General features: G+C 65.4%; 23 protein-coding genes and 1 tRNA gene. 7 read left to right on the top strand and 17 right to left on the bottom strand.

The annotated features are described in order from the left end of the window. Window positions 1-157: 157 nt before the first annotated feature. The 5 genes from DNA98_RS13075 (at window position 158) to DNA98_RS13055 (ending at window position 4,995) form a co-directional block, all read left to right on the top strand. On the top strand, window positions 158-2,428 hold the full coding sequence (locus tag DNA98_RS13075; protein ID WP_110531436.1) for an FdhF/YdeP family oxidoreductase: 2,271 nt from the start codon (window positions 158-160) through the stop codon (window positions 2,426-2,428). Further along, window positions 2,425-3,306: a formate dehydrogenase accessory sulfurtransferase FdhD gene (gene fdhD, locus DNA98_RS13070; RefSeq protein ID WP_110531434.1), complete on the top strand. Its 882-nt coding sequence runs from the start codon at window positions 2,425-2,427 to the stop codon at window positions 3,304-3,306. The genes DNA98_RS13075 and fdhD overlap by 4 nt, the downstream gene beginning before the upstream one ends. 145 nt (window positions 3,307-3,451) lie before the next feature. Further along, window positions 3,452-3,778, top strand: a complete 327-nt coding sequence (locus DNA98_RS13065) for a DUF503 domain-containing protein (protein ID WP_110531432.1) — start codon at window positions 3,452-3,454, stop codon at window positions 3,776-3,778. Window positions 3,779-3,901: 123 nt separating this feature from the next. After that, window positions 3,902-3,988 (top strand) — tRNA-Leu (locus tag DNA98_RS13060). A gap of 89 nt (window positions 3,989-4,077) precedes the next feature. Continuing rightward, complete coding sequence (locus DNA98_RS13055) at window positions 4,078-4,995, top strand: tyrosine-type recombinase/integrase (protein WP_110531430.1); 918 nt, start codon at window positions 4,078-4,080, stop codon at window positions 4,993-4,995. Between the two features lie 54 nt (window positions 4,996-5,049). On the opposite strand, the gene DNA98_RS17695 is transcribed toward DNA98_RS13055, so the two are convergent. Beyond that, window positions 5,050-5,736: a Rad52/Rad22 family DNA repair protein gene (locus tag DNA98_RS17695; protein ID WP_129865644.1), complete on the bottom strand. Its 687-nt coding sequence runs from the start codon at window positions 5,734-5,736 to the stop codon at window positions 5,050-5,052. Window positions 5,737-5,858: 122 nt separating this feature from the next. Here DNA98_RS17695 and DNA98_RS13045 point away from each other — a divergent pair, with 122 nt between their 5' ends. Beyond that, entirely contained in the window at window positions 5,859-6,308 is a 450-nt protein-coding gene (locus DNA98_RS13045; RefSeq protein ID WP_129865643.1) for a hypothetical protein, read from the top strand. On the opposite strand, the gene DNA98_RS13040 is transcribed toward DNA98_RS13045, so the two are convergent. Genes DNA98_RS13040 through DNA98_RS17690 form a run of 8 tightly spaced genes read right to left on the bottom strand, consistent with a single transcriptional unit; the run spans window position 6,305 to window position 11,105 of the window. Beyond that, a complete protein-coding gene (locus DNA98_RS13040; protein ID WP_110531426.1) occupies window positions 6,305-6,757 on the bottom strand; it encodes a hypothetical protein in 453 nt (150 codons plus the stop codon). The two genes, DNA98_RS13045 and DNA98_RS13040, sit on opposite strands and share 4 nt — an antisense overlap. Continuing rightward, entirely contained in the window at window positions 6,757-7,431 is a 675-nt protein-coding gene (locus DNA98_RS13035) for a hypothetical protein (protein WP_110531424.1), read from the bottom strand. The genes DNA98_RS13040 and DNA98_RS13035 overlap by 1 nt, the downstream gene beginning before the upstream one ends. Window positions 7,432-7,442: 11 nt before the next feature. Further along, window positions 7,443-7,862, bottom strand: coding sequence for a hypothetical protein (locus DNA98_RS13030; RefSeq protein ID WP_110531421.1), 420 nt, complete (start codon window positions 7,860-7,862; stop codon window positions 7,443-7,445). Between the two features lie 9 nt (window positions 7,863-7,871). Beyond that, window positions 7,872-8,348, bottom strand: coding sequence for a hypothetical protein (locus tag DNA98_RS13025; protein WP_129865642.1), 477 nt, complete (start codon window positions 8,346-8,348; stop codon window positions 7,872-7,874). A 5-nt stretch (window positions 8,349-8,353) separates the two neighbouring features. Beyond that, window positions 8,354-8,572, bottom strand: coding sequence for a hypothetical protein (locus DNA98_RS13020; RefSeq protein WP_110531417.1), 219 nt, complete (start codon window positions 8,570-8,572; stop codon window positions 8,354-8,356). Between the two features lie 9 nt (window positions 8,573-8,581). Then, window positions 8,582-9,859 (bottom strand): DnaB-like helicase C-terminal domain-containing protein, encoded by a 1,278-nt coding sequence (locus DNA98_RS13015; protein WP_110531414.1) that lies wholly within the window; start codon window positions 9,857-9,859, stop codon window positions 8,582-8,584. Continuing rightward, on the bottom strand, window positions 9,859-10,488 hold the full coding sequence (locus DNA98_RS13010) for a hypothetical protein (RefSeq protein WP_110531412.1): 630 nt from the start codon (window positions 10,486-10,488) through the stop codon (window positions 9,859-9,861). The genes DNA98_RS13015 and DNA98_RS13010 overlap by 1 nt, the downstream gene beginning before the upstream one ends. A 17-nt stretch (window positions 10,489-10,505) precedes the next feature. Then, window positions 10,506-11,105 (bottom strand): hypothetical protein, encoded by a 600-nt coding sequence (locus DNA98_RS17690; RefSeq protein WP_129865641.1) that lies wholly within the window; start codon window positions 11,103-11,105, stop codon window positions 10,506-10,508. A gap of 1,128 nt (window positions 11,106-12,233) precedes the next feature. Here DNA98_RS17690 and DNA98_RS13000 point away from each other — a divergent pair. After that, entirely contained in the window at window positions 12,234-12,695 is a 462-nt protein-coding gene (locus DNA98_RS13000) for a ParB/RepB/Spo0J family partition protein (protein WP_110531408.1), read from the top strand. Here DNA98_RS13000 and DNA98_RS12995 read toward each other — a convergent pair. The 8 genes from DNA98_RS12995 to DNA98_RS12960 are packed head-to-tail and all read right to left on the bottom strand — an operon-like array spanning window position 12,665 to window position 19,054. Then, window positions 12,665-13,174, bottom strand: a complete 510-nt coding sequence (locus DNA98_RS12995; protein WP_129865668.1) for a hypothetical protein — start codon at window positions 13,172-13,174, stop codon at window positions 12,665-12,667. The genes DNA98_RS13000 and DNA98_RS12995 overlap by 31 nt on opposite strands. Next, the gene (locus tag DNA98_RS12990) at window positions 13,149-13,496 is read right to left on the bottom strand and encodes a hypothetical protein (protein ID WP_110531403.1); all 348 of its coding nucleotides are present in this window, start codon (window positions 13,494-13,496) and stop codon (window positions 13,149-13,151) included. Before DNA98_RS12990 ends, DNA98_RS12995 begins: the two co-directional genes overlap by 26 nt. 60 nt (window positions 13,497-13,556) lie before the next feature. Further along, window positions 13,557-15,254, bottom strand: coding sequence for a hypothetical protein (locus tag DNA98_RS12985; protein WP_110531401.1), 1,698 nt, complete (start codon window positions 15,252-15,254; stop codon window positions 13,557-13,559). Window positions 15,255-15,301: 47 nt separating this feature from the next. Further along, window positions 15,302-15,553 (bottom strand): hypothetical protein, encoded by a 252-nt coding sequence (locus DNA98_RS12980; protein WP_110531399.1) that lies wholly within the window; start codon window positions 15,551-15,553, stop codon window positions 15,302-15,304. Next, the gene (locus DNA98_RS12975; protein WP_110531397.1) at window positions 15,540-15,827 is read right to left on the bottom strand and encodes a hypothetical protein; all 288 of its coding nucleotides are present in this window, start codon (window positions 15,825-15,827) and stop codon (window positions 15,540-15,542) included. The genes DNA98_RS12980 and DNA98_RS12975 overlap by 14 nt, the downstream gene beginning before the upstream one ends. Next, window positions 15,824-16,759, bottom strand: a complete 936-nt coding sequence (locus DNA98_RS12970; RefSeq protein WP_233493208.1) for a hypothetical protein — start codon at window positions 16,757-16,759, stop codon at window positions 15,824-15,826. The genes DNA98_RS12975 and DNA98_RS12970 overlap by 4 nt, the downstream gene beginning before the upstream one ends. A 1-nt stretch (window position 16,760) precedes the next feature. Next, window positions 16,761-17,237 (bottom strand): hypothetical protein, encoded by a 477-nt coding sequence (locus DNA98_RS12965; RefSeq protein ID WP_110531393.1) that lies wholly within the window; start codon window positions 17,235-17,237, stop codon window positions 16,761-16,763. Beyond that, window positions 17,234-19,054, bottom strand: coding sequence for a hypothetical protein (locus DNA98_RS12960; RefSeq protein ID WP_110531391.1), 1,821 nt, complete (start codon window positions 19,052-19,054; stop codon window positions 17,234-17,236). The genes DNA98_RS12965 and DNA98_RS12960 overlap by 4 nt, the downstream gene beginning before the upstream one ends. Window positions 19,055-19,059 lie beyond the last annotated feature (5 nt).

The following is a 19,059-nucleotide window of genomic DNA, read 5'->3' as shown; positions in this document are numbered from 1 at the left end:
CAGGCCTCCCCCTCGCTTGGGGCCGAGGCGAAGCTTCCGTGCGCTCCGGCCCCTTCGGCTCGACCTCCCTTCTCCTGGTGGAGAGAGAGCTAGCGCTCACATGATCCTCGCGGTTGGGTTATCCTTAGACCCAATCGGTGATGGCTAGGAGGTTTTGGTGGCCTTGAAACCCGTCAAAAAGGGATGGATGCCGGAGCTGTGGGCCTCCAGGGTCCCCCTCGGGATCGGCGAGCAAAAACCCAACAACTTCTTCGAGGTCTTCCGGGCGGCCTGGGAGAACCGGGATAACCTCGAGTACGCCTATCGCATCCTGAGCGACGGCTGCTGTGACGGCTGCGCATTGGGCACCTACGGGATGCGGGACTGGACCATCCGGGGCATTCACCTTTGCAACGTGCGGCTCAGGCTTCTGCGGCTCAACACCCTGGGGCCGCTGGAGGCCGGGGCGCTCGAGGACGTCTCGAGGCTGGAGGGCAAAACCAGCGCCGAACTCCGCGAGCTGGGCCGCCTCCCCTATCCCATGCGGCGCAAGCGCGGGGAAAAAGGCTTCACCCGCATCTCCTGGAGCGAAGCGCTGGACCGCATCGCCCTGCGCCTCTCCCGCAGCCAGCCCGAGCGCCTGGCTTTCTACCTGACCAGCCGGGGCCTTCCCAACGAGACCTACTACCTGGTCCAGAAAGCGGTGCGGGCCCTAGGCACCAACAACATCGACAACGCCGCCCGCATCTGCCATAGCCCCAGCACCGTCGCGCTGAAGGAAGCCCTGGGGGTAGCCGCGACCACCTGCAGCTACCGTGACCTCATCGGCACCGACCTGATCGTGTTCTTCGGCTCGAACGTGGCGGTCAACCAGCCGGTGATGATGAAGTACCTCTACTACGCCAAAAAGGCCGGGACCAAGGTGGCGGTGGTCAACCCCTACCGCGAACCGGCCATGGAGCGATACTGGGTGCCCTCCGACCTCGAGAGCGCCCTGTTCGGTACGAAGATCGCCGACCGGTTTTTCCAGGTCGAGCCCGGTGGGGACATCGCCTTCGTCCACGGAACGCTCAAGCACCTCATCGAGCAGGGCCAGATCAAGCGGGAATTCATCGAAGCACGCACAGCAGGGTTTGACGAGCTCCAGCAGATGCTGGCCAATACCCCCTGGGAGAGCCTCGAGGGAGGCGCCGGTCTCTCCCGAGATGAGATGGGCGCCTTCGCCCAACTGCTGGCCCAGGCCGAGCGGGCCGTGCTGGTGTGGAGCATGGGTGTGACCCAACACTCCTTCGGCGAGGATACCGTACAGGCGATCATCAACCTGGCCCTGTCGCGGGGCTACCTGGGCCGCGAGGGCTGCGGCTTGATGCCGATCCGTGGGCATTCGGGGGTGCAGGGCGGGGCCGAGATGGGGGCGTATGCGACGGTGTTCCCCGGTGGATGGCCGATCAACCCGGAAAACGCGGCGCGGTTCGAGGAGCTATGGGGCTTCGGGGTGCCGGACCGCGCCGGCCTCACCGCGCCGGAGATGCTCGAGGCCGCCCGGCAAGGCCAGCTAGAGGTACTGTGGAGCATAGGCGGGAACTTCCTCGAGGTCTTGCCGGACCCCCATAGCGTACGCGAAGCCTTGGGCAAAGTTCCCCTGCGGGTGCACCAGGACATCGTCATCTCGAGCCAGATGCTGGTAGAGGGCGAGGAGGTGATCCTGCTTCCCGCCACCACCCGCTACGAGATCAAAGGCGGCGTCACCGAGACCAGCACCGAGCGCCGGGTGATCTTCAGCCCGGAGATCCCCGGCCCCCGCATCCGGGAGGCCCGGCCCGAAGGGGAGGTCCTGCTCGAGGTCGCGGCCCGGGCCCGCCCCTGGCTGGCCGACAAACTGAAGTTCGAGGGAATGGATGCAGTGCGGGCCGAGATCGCCCGGGTCGTACCCCTCTATGACGGCATCCAGCACCTCAAAGCCAAGGGCGATGCCTTCCAGTATGGCGGCCCGCACCTCTGCCCGGACGGGGTCTGCCCTACCCCGGACGGAAAGGCCCACTTCAAGGCGGTGCCGCTCCCCGAGCGCCGGATCCCCGCCGGGGCCTTGCGGCTCGTCACCCGGCGGGGGAAGCAGTTCAACAGCATGGTGCACGAAGCTACCGACCCCATCAACGGGCTGCCCAGGGATGCCGTGCTGATGTCGGCCAGCGATGTCGCGAAGCTTGGGCTCGCTTCCGGCCAGAACGTCGTGCTGAGCAACGAAAAGGGCAAGCTGACCTGCCGGGTCTTTATCGGGGAGGTGAAGCGGGGCAGCGTACAGGTACACTGGCCCGAGGGAAACGTACTCATCGGGGAGAAGCGCTCCCCTAAAGCCAAAATCCCCGGCTATAAGGACGCTTATGTCTTCATCAGCCCGGCGCGAGCCCTCACCTCTGCCGAGGAACCCCGCCTCCAGGCCACGCTATGAGCAAGGTATCGGCCAGGCCACGCGTCGGCAACAAAGTCAAGGTGCGTCGGCTCGAGGTCAAGCCAAAGCAAACCCGCTGGGCCTCGGACGACCTGGCGGTGGAGGAGCCGCTCGAGCTTCGCCTGGTTGCCGGGAACGAGCGGAAAACCGTCGCGGTGACGCTGCGCACCCCCGGCAACGATTTCGAGTTGGCCGCAGGGTTCCTGTTCGGCGAGGGGGTTATCCAGCAGCGGAGCGAGATCAGGAGAATTGCGTACTGTGTGGACGAGGGGGCGGCGTTTTTTCGCCCCGATCGCTGGGCAGATCAGCGCTACAACATCGTCAACGTGGAGCTTCGCGCTGAAGCCTTGCCCGAGCTGGCCCCCCTCGAGCGCCACTTCTTCACCACCAGCGCCTGCGGACTATGCGGCAAGGCCAGCCTCGAGTCGCTATCCCTACGGGGGCTACAGCCGCTCTTGGGCGACGCTGCGGTCACGGCAGAGGTCCTGCGCACCCTACCGGAAAAGCTGCGTAATGCCCAGAAGCTCTTCGACCTGACCGGCGGGCTACACGCGGCGGGGTTGTTCGATCTCGAGGGTCACCTGATAGCCCTGCGCGAGGACATCGGGCGACACAACGCCATGGACAAGCTGGTGGGCTGGGCGTTTTTGGAGGGTAAGCTTCCGCTCGCGCAGTGCATCGTGGTGGTGAGCGGGCGGGCCAGCTTCGAGCTGGTGCAGAAGGCCCTCAACGCGGGCATCCCGATCTTCGCTTCGGTCTCGGCCCCCAGCAACCTCGCGGTGGACCTGGCGACCTCCTTTGGCCTGACCCTGGTAGGGTTTTTGCGTGGAGAACGTTTCAATATTTACGCTCACCCCGAGCGAATTCTGCTAGTCTAGACGCAATGCCCCAAAGAGCTATCCGCTACCCGCCCACCCTCCGGAGCTTGTCGCTCGTTACGTCCGGCCTCCCCCGCCTCGCGGCAAAGCGATGGCATTTGACGCCTAGGCGCCATCCCGCCCGGCAAGGAGGGGTAGAACCATCATGAAAGCCTACCTTGGTGTCTACACCGCCCGCCTGGAGATGCCCTGGGTACGTAGCCTTAAAGAGAAGAGGGCGCTGGTAAAGCCCGCCGTCGAGCGGCTGCGCTCACGTTTTCCGGTCTCGGTGGCTCGGCTCGCAGGGCAAGATGACCATAGCTGGGAGGTGGTGGGCTTCACCGTCATGGGCTACGACATCGTCTGGGTGGAGACTATTTTGCGCGAAGCCGCAGATTTTCTGGCCGCCCAAGCCGAGTACGAGGTAGCTGAGGAGAACTGGAAAGTGGACGAAGTAAGCCTGGAGGGCATAGTTCCCCTCTGGGCACAGTAGCCGGCCTAGAAACCGTCCCCTGGCCGGCAGCGATGAGGTTGTCCTACGTCCTACAAACCCCACCTGACCGATTGCATGCTCTTGACGCAGCCGCCTCGTCCCGCTAGTATTTTCCTTGCGCCTGCCGGGATGGCGGAATTGGTAGACGCGCACGATTCAGGGTCGTGTACCCCTACGGGTGTGCAGGTTCAAGTCCTGTTCCCGGCACCAAAAACTCCCCCAGACGGCAAAAGCTCAACGGGGTGAGCAAAAGTCAGGTAACCACTCTTCGCCAGGTCGCGCGACCACTGGAGGTAGGAATGCGTCCAAACTGGCAGTTCCTCCTGGAGGATTGGCTACGCGCTACCGGCAACCCCAACACCCGCCGATTCTATCAGCAATCGGCGGGGCTGTTCATCGAGTGGGCGCAGGGGCAGGGGCTACACGACCCCGAGCAGGTCAAGCCCTACCACCTGCGCCTGTTCGTCGAGTACATGGAGGGCCTGACGGTGCGGCGCAAAACCGGCCCCGTGCCGCGCTATAGCCGCAATGGCATCCTGGCCAACCTCAAGGGGCTCCGCGCTTTCTTCGGCCACCTGGCGGCCAACGAGTTCATCGAGGCAACCCCCTTCAAAAGCTTCAAGTTCCCGCCGCGAGAGAAACCAGTCCTGCCGGTGGTCGGCTACGACGACTTCAAGGCGCTGATGAAGGCTGCCCTGCTCACCCGGCACCCCCTGCGCGACCAGGCCATCCTCGGCCTGCTCTTCAACACCGGGCTCCGGGTCAGCGAGCTATGCGCCCTGCGCTTCGAGGATTTCCGCGTTGAGCCCGGCTATGTGCGGGTGCGGGGCAAGCGTGGGAAGGAGCGGCTGGTGCCGGTGGACCCGCAGGTGATGCGCATGGTCAACGCCTATTTGCGCCGCGAGCGCCCCGAATACCGCGAGGCCCCCTTCGAGCAGGTGTTCGTAGCCGACGGCAAGCGGCCCCTCGACCGGCACGGGGTGCTGCGGCTCATTCACAGGCTATGCGAGCGGGCCAACCTCCCCCGCCTGAGCGTCCACGCCTTCCGCCGGGGCTTTGTCGTCGAGCTGCTGACGATGGGCGGGGACGTAGCCACGGCCCAGCGCATTCTGGGCCACGAGAGCCCGTACATGACCCTGCACTACGCCCAGATGAGAGACCCCAACCTCAAGGCCGTGCATACCCGCGCCTCTCCGGGATTCCGCCGGATGGAGTAAAAGCGCCACCCCAGGCTCAGAGCCTGGGGTGGACGCCGTGTGGGTGGGGGTGGGCTAGTTGGCCTTGTGCCGCTCCACTAAGCGCCGCAACACCTCCGCGTCGGCCACCCGCTCCCACCCCGCCGGGAGCTTGGCCCCCTGCCGGGCCAGGGCCGCGAGTTCCCCCTTGAGCCGCGCCAGATCGTTGCCGTTGGACGACTTGGCGGGGGCAGCAGGGGCAGCGGGGGCGGCCTTGGCGACGGCGGGCTCAGCCGCTGGGGCCTTGGCGGGGGCAGCGTCCAACCGCCACTCCCCCGTCTCGATGAAGCGGCGGTAGGCGGCGTCCAGCGCCCGGACGGTCGAGCGGGGAATGAAGCGCCCCTCCTCGATCTCGACCCAGACGTCGGGCATCCGGTACAGGTAGCGCCCTACCCCGAACTTCACCGCCGCGCGCTTCAGGGCATCGGAGAAAGCGGCTTTGAGGCTATCGCCCTCGCCTACGTCTTCCTTGGATACCCCCAACACGCTCAGGCGGCAGCGCACCACGAAGCTGTCCCCCTGGGCCAGGAGGATGTCGTAGCTGTCCTGCCAGCCCTCGGGGCCGACCGCCTCGTCAAGCCGCTCCGCCACCGAGCGGGCGTCGATGTAGGGCACCACCTGGCCCCGCGATTTGTCCTTGGTGGTGGACTGGACCTTCCAGTCCACCTCGGCGAACGGGGCTTGTAGGTTGCCGAGCAGTTCGTTGAGCGTTTTCCCTGCCATTGAGTCCTCCTTTGACGCTTAGTATACAGAGGATCAAAAGATTCGTCAACACATGACCTTTGATATATTTGTCTTGTGAGGGTGGATGGATAGGTGGATGGATAGGTGGATCAGGAGGGCATATGTCATACGGAGTGAAGCGAACTTACTACACCAGTGAGCAGCACATCCATCGCCTGATGGAGGTGGCGCTTGAACTGAGAAAGATGGGCTATATCGCCCAGTACAGCGAGATTGTCCGGGCCATTTTAGACCTTGCCCGCGATGTGTATGGCGGCAAGAAGGGCGAGCGCGACGAGCTGCTGCGCTACATCGGGCGCGCCTCTCGCCGCGATCACGGGCGGCTGGGCGTTTACCTCGACCCCGAGGACGATGCCCTGTTGCTGGAGTTGAAGATACATCAGGCCCGGCAGGGGGAGCGCAAGAACCTCTCCGATATCATGGAAGGCATTCTGGACTGGTTCGAGGCGAAGCGGCAAGAGGAGGGCTTCTGGGAGCGCTTTCTTGAAAAGTTGCTCACGGCCATCCCGGACGAGGATGGCCGTGGCAAGAGGACCAAGACGCTCGTCTAGCCCGACAGCAGGACGTGGGGGACGCCGAAGAAGCGGCGCACCGCCCCCCCTATGCCGGGGGCCTCGTAAACGGGCACCCAGCCTGGGGGCACATAATCGAAGACGCCGTAGCGCTCCATCGCTCCCCGCACCGCCCCCTCGCTGCGCCCCAGATGGCGGGCAATCTCGGCCAGGGGGCGATCCCGCCAGGCGTAGAGCAGGCGTATCTCGCAGGCGTACCACACCCCCTCGCGGGGCCGCCGGGCCGGGCGGGGGTGGGGGCGCACCCGCTGGCCCAGCAGAATGCGGCGAATCTCCTCCACCTCCCAGGCCCCCTCGGGATGCCCCCGGTAAGGCTTGAGCCCGTGCCAGCGCAGCCACCAGCGGCCATGTTCGGGCTGCCCCCCGAGGGCCAGGGCAAAGTCCTCGGGGGTGCAACGCCCATCCAGGAGCTTCAGGCCGTCGCGCATTACGCCTCCGCCGGTAGCAGCAAACTGTCCAGGTACTCCACCCAGCGGTTCCGGGCATCGTCAACCACCCTGCGCAACGCCCTGAACTCAGCCGCAGCTTCCTGCGCCATTGCGCGGCTCATGGCCTCACTCTGCTCCACCAAGCGATGCAACTCCTCTAAGGGAGCGCTAACGATAGCCCCCCGTAGCTCCGCGATTTCGTTCCGCCGGGCTACCTCCTCACACCAGTCAAAGCTGAGCTTTTCCATGACCGGAACGTGCGCATCCGCCGCCTCGATGAATCGCCGGATCAGCTTCACGTGCCGCGCGCGAACGGCATCGTCGAACGTGAGCCCGCCGCTTAGTTCGTAGCGGAGATAAAACGAGCAAACCCGGATCAAACGGTCGCTGCTCAACCCAGCCTCCGTCACCCAAGCGCAAAACTCGGGCTGGTCGCCGTTCATCCAGATGCGCCACTCTAGGGCCAGCGGCCCCGACTCCACGCGGTCGCACAGGTAGGTGGTTCCATTCGGGTTGTTGTCGATGGTGAACGCCTCCCCCTCCCCGTAGCCATCCTGGCGCAGCGCTTCCGCCAGGTTGTCGTAACCCACTGCACCCAGGTAGTCCGGCCAAACCTTGCCGAAGGCAACGGCCAGGTGCTTGGCAAACTCAAGGACCTTTGCGTGAATCCCCATGCGTGACCTCCTTAGAACGGCAGCTCGTCCTCGTCGATCTCCAGCCCGTCGTCAATATCCGGCTCCGGCTCGTTCCCTGCGCCGGTCAAGGGAACCCACTCCTGGCCGGATTTGACCTTGACGGCTTCAGGGGCGAACACGGTCAGGAAAGACACCGGGCTCTGCTCCCCGGTGCGCTTGTCGAGCAGGGGGCGCTCCTCGTACTCCCCGCTCAGTTTGACCCCCCTGATCCACCGGTCACCGGTGGGCAGCCCCAGGGGCCAATCGGGGTCATCCTTGGTCCCATAGGCGCGGAAAACGAAGTACTTGCTGTGCCACTTGCCCTCCTCCACCTTGAAGCTGGCCGAGGCGGTGCCTTTGGCCACCGCCTTGCCGGAGGGTAAGACCTCGATGTCTTTGATCTTCAAGTCAAACAGTCCCTCGACCCTCATCGCTACCTCCTACCACTCAGCGGGCAACTCCGGCCCCTCGAAGTCCCGCCACTCCGTCCACTCCCCAGGGTCGTCGTCAGGCTCGGGGAGGGTCCCGGCGGGGAACAGCATCACCGCCGGGTAGCCGAGCAGTAGCAGCCCGCTGAAGTGGCAGCCCCACACCTCCACGTACTCCCCGTCCTCTTCCCAAACAAAGAGGTGGGGCCACTCGGGGGCTTCCCCGTCCAGGCCGAGGTGCTCCAGCACCGCCAGCCGGTCCTGGGGGTCAGAGATGAGCCGGTAGCGCCCATCGAGGTCCCCCACCTTCACGCGGTCCCAGCGGCGAATCAGCTCCAGCTCGCTCTCGTAGCAGGGGTAGCAGAGGTATTCCGAGCCGCCGTGGGCGAACAGCCACCCTTCTCCTGCCGGGTCCGGCCAGGCCATCCCAAGGGCTCCGGGGCGGGGCTCTCCACCTTCTTCGCGCTTCCAGCGTGCCAACCAGTACATCTCAATCACCTCCAATGCTGGGTATACTTAGAGTCAAATAAACTGTCAATGGGGGTACGCGCCGCCTCGACCACCAGGGCCAGCAAGGGGGTCACGGGGCCGAGCAGCACCACCGGGAGCCCCCACCCCCAATGCAGCCGCTGCCTCGCCCGCGCCGCCTCCGCGCGGCACAGCGCCCACACCCAGAGCCCGCACGCCAACCACCCCAACGCAAATACGACCATCTCCGCCTCCTAGTTCTCGGAAAACTCGCCCACATCGCCGAACCCGGTGCCTGGGTTGTACCGCATGTGGATCGTCCCCACCGGGCCATCTTTTTGCTTGAGTAGCAGCCACTCCGCCTCGTTGGGATTGGCCTCCCGGTCGTAGTAGTGAGGGCGGTAGAGGGCGATCACCATCGCCGCGTCCTGCTCGACCTGGCCCGACTGCCGGAGGTCGGAGAGCTTGGGCCGCTTGTCGTTGCGGCTCTCGGTTCCCCGCGAGAGCTGCGAGAGGGCCAGCACCGGCACCTCCAGCTCGCTCGCCAAATCCTTGAGCGAGCGGGAGACGATGGTCACTCGCTCAAACTCGTCGTGCCGGTCGTTCCCGGTGGATACCTGTTGCAAGTAGTCCACCACGATGAGGCCCAGGTCGCCCCTGGCCCGCAACTGCCGGGCGGCCAGGCGCACGTCCAGGATGCTGGTGGGGCCACAGCGGTAGTGGATGGGGAGCCGTTTCAGCTCCTCGATGGCGGCCTTAGCCCGCTGGAGGATCGCCGGGTTATTGCGGATACCCTCGCGCAGATCGTTGGCCGTCATCCCCAGGCGGTAGGCCACCTGTCGGCGGCGTATCTGCTCCTCGGGGGTGTCCATGTTGATGAACAGCACGCTCGCCCCCTGCTCGGCCACGTGCTCGATGATCTGCAAGGCGGCCTGGGTTTTGCCCTGGCTAGGCCGGGCGGCCAGGATGTTGAGGTCGCGGTACAGCCCCCCGGCCCCCGAGAGGCGGTCGAGGGTGGGGAAGCCGGTCGGCATCCCGCCCGACTCCCCCGACATCAGGGCCTCCAGCAGGCCCTCGGCCATCTCGGCGAAGGTTTTGAGCTGCCCGGCGCTCCCGGCGTTGGCCCGAGCGTCGAGCAGCTTTGCCCAGACTGCATCCAGGGGGGCCTCCGAGGCCGCCTCCGAGGCGGCCTTGAGGGCTAGCTGAATCAGCCGCCGCCGCTCAGCGGCATCCCGCACCATCCGGGCGTAGCTATCCGCCCAGGCCGCAGCCCCGGCGGTGGCGGCCATCAGCTCCATGAGCAGGGCCGGATCGGCCCCCAGCCCCCCCAGCACCACCGGGGTGAGGGGTTGACCGCCGTGGAAGGCGGCTAGAATGGCCTCCCAGGCCCGGCGCAGGGGCACCTCGCTGAAGTCGTCCGGGACGACTCCGGCGCTCAGGGCAGCATCCAGCGCCGTGGCGTCGAGCAGCACCGCCCCCACCAGGTTGCGCTCGGCGGCTGGGGATGCCGGTAAAGAGAGCTGCGCCTGCATCAGGACACCTCCAAATCCCCCAGCCTGAGTATCGTCAGGGCGTCCTCATGGTAGCCCAGGACCATCGCCACGGCAGCGTTCTGAATGGACTCCAGTCTGATTTTCTCAAAATCGAGGCCGCCCAGGCCCTCCAGCTTCCCCGCCCGCCGGAGCCCCTCCGTGATGATCCCGATCAGGATCGCTCGGCCCAGCGAAATGAGGATGTCTATCAGGGCTACGCCGCCCTGGTAGACGGCATATGCCCCCTCGCCCAGGAGCTGCCGCCCCTCCTGGGGGAGGATCAGCCCTGCCCAGCCCCGCTGAACGGGGGGGTTCCCCTCGCCATCCACCAAGTCGTAGAGGGCGAGGCCGATTTTTGAGCGGTACGGGGCCACCCAAAACTCCTTGCTGTTGTTCTCGGGCACGGCCTCCAACAGCTCACCGAGCATCAGGGAGATGCTGGACAAGATCGACTGCCGGGGGTCGAGCGCCCGGCGGAGGTAAGCGTCCCCCGCCCGCAGCGCCAGCTCCGGGCACTTGCAGGCCCGGAACGCCTCGGGTTCGAGGCTCAGCCGGAACAGGTGAAACTGGTGGTCGCAGGCCACGGTGATTAGCGTTCCCGCCGTCTCAGCTTTTTGCATCTCAATCATCTCAAGCGCTCAGTATACTAGCGGTCAAGTACACCGTCAACCGGGGTCATCCGGGCCAGGTCGTCGGCGGTCACTGCCCGCTCGCGGTGCCCCTTCCCGATGGGGTTGCCGATCTCGTCGAGGGAGCCCACATCGAGGATGATCCACTGCCCCGCAATGCGATCAACGCGGGCGTACTGCCCCTCCGGGGTGCGGAACATCTGTCCAGGCTGGTAGCTCCGGGCCTGCTCCTTGAGGCGGGCGCGTTGACGCTCCATGGCCTCGCTCATGGCCGGGCCGGGGGCTTGGCTTGACGCCCTGTCAAACTGCTCCACCGCCTGGGTGTGAAGCAGTTGCAGCAGGTAGGGCCAGGATTTATAGCGCCTGCCGTCCTTGCTGGGCTCCCTGCCGCTCCAAAAATCGTTCTCGTTGCTCCAGGAAACGAAATCCAGCAGCCAGGAGTAGCGCCGCCGCTTGATTTTGAGCCAGCGCAAGATGGCGAAAGCGTCCCGCCCGTAACGGTCCTGGAGCCCCGCATCCGGTTCCTTACCGCAAAGCTCCCGGTAGCGCCAAATCTGCAACTGCCGGATGGCCTCTACCGGGTTGACCGAGGCCGACTCGGCGCTGAGCCACCACATGTCCAGCTCCCCCCCAGCGCCACCCCCTGGAAGCGACTGTAGCCGGTCGGGAAGCGCCTCTGAGGTTCCAGGTGTACTGAGTGTCGAGTCAGGGCAATCGGAGGGCGTAAAAGCCGTTTTATCGCCTCTCATGAGAACGGCCCCCTGAGCTTCAGCAGGGGCCGCCGCTGAGGGCAGGTCCACGGCGGCGGGGGCAACCCTCTCTTTCCCTTCCTCCTCATTCCTTTCCCCCCACACCCCCCTATCCTTTACTCCACTATCCCTATCTCTCCCTAATACACTCCTAGGTGAATCTGTATTACTGGTATTAGTATTACTGGTATTAGATATATAATCCCAATCCCAATGCGCCGGTGAGAGCAAAAATCCCACCGAAATGCCGTTGTAGACGGGATAAACCCCCACTCCGGTGCTGTCAAAACGGTTCCCGTAGCCGAGAACCGCGTCGGGGACAGCGATTCTCACCTCGATGGGATTGGGATTTACACCCCCTTGAATAAGGTTGACAGCTACCGGAATAGGATTGACGCCCTCCCTGTAAAATCCGGGCGAGGCAGCAATCCCCTCCCCCCCATTCCGCGCTCCCCCCCTCCCCGCGCCCGCGCCGCCGCTCCGGCTACCAGCGGCAGGGGCGAGATTGGGCAGGGGAATGGGTTTGACGGGGGTGTCAACTTTTGACGCCACGGGAATGGGGTTTACACCCCCCGTCAAAAAAAATCCCGAGGCCCCTTCCTCTTCGACCAGCCCCTGCTCGACCAGCCACCGGAGAGCGGCGCGCACAGACTTGTGGCACATCCCCGCCTCCGCCGCCACCCCCTTGAGGTCATCGATCCGCCCGCCCAAGTGCAGCCACAGGGCCAACTTGGCCGCCGTGGGGGGCATGTAGGGGAGCAGCCGCGACAGACGGGGGCGGGCGACCACCGGCAGCCCGGACAGCTTGCTCATGGCCTTGATCACCGTGGGCCGGGAGAGGCGTAGGGTGCGGGCCACGTGCGCCTTGACGCTCGGATCGTGGCCCAGGGCGACGTACAGCCACACCTTGGCCTCAGCGGGGCTGATCGTTTTCAAGTCAACCATACCCACAGAGTAAATCTTGGTATGCACAAAGTCAAATATACTTGACGGCGTATGCTAGCGAACGTCGAGCTAATCCCGCTGGACCGGTTGTATATCGCCCACAGCTACCGGCTCAAGGACGAGCCGGAGCCGGAACTGGTGGAATCGGTGCGCGCCGAGGGGATACGGGTGCCCCTGATCGTGCGTCCCACGGCGAGGGGCTACGAGGTGGTGGCGGGCCGCCGCCGCTTCCTGGCCGCCCGAGCCGCCGGGCTGGATAGCGCCCCGGCCATCGCCCGCGCGATGGGGGACGACGAGGCCCGCGAGATCGAGATCGCGGAAAACCTCGGGCGCAAGGCGTTCTCCCCCCCCGAGCTGGCGCGGGCGATTTTGGATCGCACCCTCGCCCGGTTGGGGGAGGAGCGGGTGCGCGGCTTTTTGCGCGCCGAGCACGGCGGCGACCTGCTCAAGGCCGCTGCGGCCATCTACTGGCGCATCCGCAATCAGACCGAGGGGAAGGCCGAGGCCCCGTAGTAGTGGTACTCGGCCCCCGCCGGGGGCAGCAGCGTATTGGCCGGGAGCACCGCCCCCAGCGCCCCGAGCCCGGTCACCACCCAGGGGTAGCGCTTGCCGGTGCGCCGGGACGTGTAGCCCACCATCATGTCCGGGCTGAAGCGGGCCTGATCCTGGCTGATCTGCTCCCAGAACGAGCGGGGGACGCCCAGGAAATCGGCCAGCAGGAAGTTCCCCTCCCGCCGGAAGTTGCGCACCCGCCCTTTGGGGCGGGCCAGGAACTTCAGGATGGGGTGGAGGGGGTGCCCGGCGTAGAGCCTGGGGTCCAGCTCGTCCTCCAGCTCCCGCATATCCGTTGCGATCTGTTCCAGGTCGTCGGCGCTGAAGGTGTCGCCCTCTCGGGGGCTGCCATGCCCGAAGAAAGTGCCGGTACTCCAGATCGGATGCCCCAGCACGTCCACCGTCCCATCGCCGTTATCCCGCACCATCGGACGCGGCATCGTCACCTCCGGCGTCGAAGACAATCAGCTCCCCGCCCCCATCCCGGCAAACCGCATAGTTGGTCGCGGGGATAGCCAGCGCCGCGTTCCCCTGCGGGCAGGTGCCTACCAGTACCGGCGTGACCGGGTTGGGCAGGGCCTCGCTGGCCTCCACCAGCCCTCCGCAGCAGGGGCACTCAAACGTGGTGTTGGGCGGGGCCACGTCTGCTCCGCCCTCGTCTTGTTCCTGCTCCGCTTGGTCTTCTTGATCCGGCAACTGCGCGGCCAGCAGCAGCAGCTCGGCCAGCTTGAGGGCCAGCGGGCTAATATCGTTCTCGTCCATCGTCGCTCCTTTGCGGCACGAAAATCCGGGGGCGTTTGCGCCCCCGGACAAGGGTCTGGCCTATTTCTTCCGCTTCAAGAGTTCGGGGTTCCCCTCCTCGCTCCACAGCTTCAAGGTCGGGTTGTCCACCGTGACCTCGCCCCGAGCCAGGGCCACCAGCCGCTCCAGGGGCCAGCCGTGCTCGGCGTTGGCCCGCAGCACCGCATCCAGCGCCGGGGGCATCTTGAACTCCGGGAACTCGCTGACCGGGCGAATGGCCTCCCGCAGCTTCCGCAAGCTGCCGCCCAGGGCGCTCAGGTCGTCGTAGCTGCTGTAGCCCCACTGCCCGCGCTCGTTGACCCACAGCACCTGGAAGGGGTTGTAGCTGACGTTGCGCCAGGGGCCGGGGGTGCTCGGGATGAAGGCATCGGAAGCAAACACCGCTACCCAGGCCCCGCCGTCGGGGTTAGCCAGGCGGAAGGGCACGTCGTAGGCGTCGTCGTTTTCGTCGATGCCGCCGCTGCTAGCGCCATACAGGTCGTACCACACTTCGTTAGCCAGGGTGAAGTTGATCAGGGTCGCCCAGTAGGGGAAGGTGAAAGGCTTCAGTTCCTCGTTCATGCCTTCCAGCTTAGCAGGCTGGGCGAAGCTCCTCGGTTTCGCCCCCTTCCGGTAGATGTCTTCCGCCCCGACGCGGGAGTAGCCGATCCACTGGGAGACGGCGGGGCCGACCACGATTTGCGGCCCCGGCTCGTCCAGGTCGGAAGAGATGTAGTGGATGCCGTTCTCGGTGGCGGTGAGGCGGCCCCAGTTCCAGCCCTCGCCCGGCGCGTAGTTGCCACGGGTATCGGGCTCGTACCAGGCCATCGAGGACAGTTTCTCGCCCCGCTCATACGCCTCGCGGTGCAGAGCGGCCTCTTCCGACTGCAAACTTTGCAGCTCTTTGAGGGCCTTTCGATATTTTTCGCCCTTTCTCCCAGGCGGCGTCTGTCCCCGCTTCACCCACGGGATCACCGACGGCATGATCGCGCTCAGCCGCTCGCTCGCCTTGGCCTTTTCCGCGCTCTTGGGGGCGTCCTTGACGATGCCGTTCCAATACTCCCGCGCAAACTCCGCCTCGCGGCCCTCGGGCGGGGCGATCACCAGGGTGGCCTCGGGGTTGATCAGGATGGTGCGCTCGCCTGCATCCTGGCGAATCTGCCGGGGGTCGGGCGGTCCCCAGTTCCAATCCCACTCGAACGCGGAGGTGCGGGGGATGGCCCCCAAAACCTTGCCGCCCAGCTTTTCGACTCCCTTCTCGACCTCCCCGGCCCAGCCCTCGAACTCGCCCCCGTAGGCGTCGTAGGTATCGGTGAGCAGCGGGCGCTTTTGCCGCGATAGGTGCTCCATGAGGGCCAGGTGGTCCTGCCCGAACTGCCCCGCCGCCGTCTGGCCGCCCTCAATCAGCTTGATCAAATCCTGGTAGCCCCCGTACCCCTGCCACGCGGCAGTCTGGGCTCGGGATAGCTGGGCCACCACGTCGTAGGGCAGCCGGGCCTCCCCGCGCAACAGGGCGGCGGTGAGGGCCGGGGGCATCTGCCGGTAGGCATCCGGGTCGTTCAGGTAGGCCATAAACCCCTTCTCAAGCTGAGAGGGGCTGATGCTGGCCTTACCTGCGCTGTTATCCAGCTTCATCCAGCGCTTGACCTTGGGATTTTCCTTCGAGGGCAGCAGGGCGTACCCCTCGCGGCCTTTGATCAGGATGCGGGCGTAAGAAACAGCGCGGTTCGGCTTCGACATAATCCCTCAGCTATCTGTATACAAAGAACCAGCCCGGACGAAGGCGCTCAGCCTTCGTCCTCCTCGGGCCACCCGAAATAGGGCCTCCCCTCGTAGGCATCGCTGACGTTGGCGTAGCCATCGATGTAGTAAGGCATATCGCCCACTGCCTCAAGCACATCTTTGGCGTCGTCGTCGAGCTGCCCGCTGAGCACCCGGTAGTCTCCCGGCCCCCGCCACTCGATCTCCGCCAACACCGAGTTGTCGCCGCCGTACCGGATCAGGCGAAGCGGCTCCCCATCAAAGTCATTTGTCGCCATCCTGTCCACCTTTCTGCACCAGGGCCTGGGCCTCTTCCACCCGGCCCAGCGCCCACACCGGATAGTACCCCCCTACGTTGATCTGACCGCTATGCACCGCCAGCATCCAGGCCAGCGCGCTCAGGTGCTCAGGGAGATCGGGGCGATAGGTTTTTGCAGCTTCCAGCCACGCCTGGGGGAACTCCCAGCCCGGCACCACCTCGGTGCCGTACACCCCGATGCCGTGAGTGTTCATGCGGTCGGGGGCGATCAGGTTGAGGGCAAAACGGATCATCGCGCCTCCTGGAGTGCGGCCTGCACGGCCTTGCGGTTGGCGTGCCCGGCCTTGATGAGAGAAGGGCCGAGAGGGCCTTTGCCCAGGAAAAGCCCGCCCAAATCCCCCACCCTCCCGGCCCAGCCGTAGAGCTTTTCCGGGTCGGTATCCGCTATCGCCTGGAAGGGTTCGAGGTAGCGCCGGAAGGCCGATGGGCTGAGTTTTGAGCGTCCCCACTCGATGGCCTCCCGGAAATCGATCAGCCGCTGGCGGTTCCAGTCCGGGGTATCCGGGGCGACGAACTTGCTGGCCCCCTCGCTCAGCGAGAAGTCGAAGTCCCAGCGCTGGCCGTCGGGGGCCACCCCCCAGTTGCCACCCTTGCGGTCTATGTCGCCCAGCATCTTGCCCAGGGCCGCCTGCGGCCAGTAGTTGGGGATGTCCTCGGGGCCATCGGGGCCGAAGATGAGTTGGTTGCGGACGTTGAAGGAGGCCACGTGGCGCAGCTCGGGCACGTACAGCGAGCCCGCCAGCAGATCAGCCTCCTTTTCGACCACGATGGCCGGGGGCACGTTGAGGCCCAGGCTGCGCCCCACCACGCTGGCGATGATCTCGTTGGCCGCCGCGCCCTCGTTGGAGGGCTTCAGCACCCAGCGCTCCCCCTCCCGCGATCCCTCGACCTCGGCCAGCAGCACCGGCCCCCTACGCCCCATCTCCCCCTTGCTCAGGTTGCCGAAGCGCTCGAAGGGCAGTCGCTCGGGAAGGCGGCGCTCCCAGCCGGGCAGGGCCAGCGAGCCGAACCCCTTTGGCTTAGTCGTCCCGGCTGACTGATCGGCTTTGGGGAGCTTTTGCCAGCGCCGCTTGCGGGGGTCGGCCTTGGAGGGCAGCAGGGCGTACCCCTCGCGCCCCTTGATCAGGATGCGAGCGTAGGAAACGGTACGAGGGGTGTCGGCCACGCTAACCATCCTTCTTGCGGCGCAAGCCCTCTGTAGGGTCCCAGGGCGTCCTGGCTGTATAGATGACCTTGGGATCGGTCAGCCAGTAGTAGCTCTGTAAGTACGCGCGGTGGAGGTAGTGGGCTATCAGCGGGGCCTGAGCCCCCATTCCGACCCCTACAACGCGGTAGGCGGGCAGCTTGGCGGCGGCCTCGGGGCTGAGCCGCAAGTTCTTGTACAAATCCTCAAGCGGGGGAAGATCGGGGGCCTGCTCCCAGGCTATGCCCGCGAACCACCACGGGTAGCCCGCGATGTGCGGGCACCACATCAGCGCGCCGCTCATCAGCTTCCCCTCTTCTTGCCTGGGAATGGTAAACGCCGCCAGCCGCCCGGCGGCCACCTGACGCGCCAGCTCCTCGGGGTTGGCCGCTTCGCTAGCCGAAAACGGCTTCACGTAGCCGTCGGCCCCGTACTTCTCCACGTATTCATCGTAGGTCACAGCCTTTCCACCTCCTCCCTGAGTCTAGCAGGCAGCCACAGCCGGATATTTTTGGGCATAAACGACGCGGCGGCAACCTCGTCGCGCAGCCGCGCCGCAAAATCGCGCACCCGGCTGTCATCGGCGCTCTTGCCTTCCACATCGCTGAAGCCGAGCTGGGGGTTGTAGAGATAGATTTCGGGCGGATTGTCCCTCTCGGAGATGGGTTGCAGGGCTTGGTACAGCAAGCCCAGCTCTTGCTGCTGTTGCCGGATCAGGTCGCGCGGGTTCACCTCGCCGCGCCGCAAGGAACCTTCGCTCAGCAGCGGCACCCATACCTCGCGCAAATACTCCATGTCAATCGGCCCCGGATGGTGCAGCTCCAGGTACGAGGGGTTGAGATCGTAGAGCGCAGACGGCGAATCGCCGTCTACCATCATCCGATACAGGTTGGCCAGCGAGGCGGTGATGTTCGCCTCCCCGAAGGGGGAGTACCCGCCATAGTAATACGAGTCATCATCCGAGTACGACAGGGAGCGCCGGTCCAGCTCGGGGATGCGGAAGCGCAGGTGCAGCGGTTCTGGCGCGGTGTGACCGTTTGGCTTGCCAAAAATGTAGTTGCCCGCCTCCATCGTGTGGCGATCTAGCAGGTACTCGGGCGACGAACGCCCGTCCAGGTAGCCGGGGGCCATCCCCGGATAGGCCAGCACGCCGTAGGTGACGCGGCCAATCCCTAGGTTGTTTTCGATCTCGATGCGCCGGTCCCCAAGGCCGTCCGCCGGACGGGGCTCGTATTTGTCCTTTAGCAGCAGCGAGTCGGCCCGGCTGGCTGGCTGCACCACGTCAAACATGGGCTCCTCGGCGGAGCGCACCCAGTAGGTAGCCAGTTTTTCCCGCACCATAGCTTGATCTGCGGGATGCAGCTTTTCATACATTGCCTGAACGCGCGACAGCCCCCGCCCCCGAGCAGACGTGCGGGACACCTCCACCGCCTTTTCCCACGTCTCGGGCGTGGACAGCGACTGAATGCGCTCCTCGCTGGAGTTGCCCTTTGCCCCCAGCACCGCGTCCGCCCACGGGCTCTCGCGCATCGCCCTGGCGCGCTCGTCGTACTGGCTATCGTCCACGAGCCCGCCGTCGCTGCTATTCTTCTCCAGTAAAGCGTTTACTACGGCATCGAGTTCGCCCCCGTAGTAGGGGTGGAGTAGCTCTGCCGCCTTATCGGCGGCGGACAGGCTATCTCCCACCCTGGAAACTATATCGTCGAAGGCCATGCGGAAGGCTTTCTCGGCGTCCAAATCGGCCAGCATCGCCCGTGCCGCATCGCGCATGGATTGGTCGTCTAGCAGATTGAATAATCTGTAGCGCTCATCTATATCCATCCCCTCGGCCACGCCCTCCCAGAACTCCTCTTCCCCGTCGAGGTCTTCCAGGCTTTCAAGGTCAAACTGGGAACGGTGAAGCAGCGGCCCGACAACGCGCCCCAGTTCACGCTTTTCCTTGCCGTCCATGAGGTCGAAGGGGGGCAGTTGCCCGGTCTCCAGGTCCAGGCCCAGATACTTGAGCCGGGAGCGCGCCATCTGCTCCGGGGTGGGGTCGGGGAGCGGGAACAGCGCCTGCTCCTCCACCAGGGTATCTGTGGCGGGGTTGTAGCGCTTGGAGGGGAATAGCTCCACGTCAGCCCGCCCTTGCGGCTTAGTCTGCCCGGACGACTCGGGCAGGCGCATCCAGCGCTTGACCCTGGGATTTTCCTTCGAGGGCTTGAGCACATAGCCCTCGCGCCCTTTGATCTTGATCCGACGGACAAACGAACGCAGCTTCTCCAGCTCCTCCAGCATCGCGC

Origin of the sequence: Meiothermus sp. Pnk-1, assembly GCF_003226535.1 — a bacterium.
GTDB lineage: Bacteria > Deinococcota > Deinococci > Deinococcales > Thermaceae > Allomeiothermus.
Note: the sequence above shows the minus strand (reverse complement) of the source record. Positions and strands in the feature narration are given on the sequence as shown.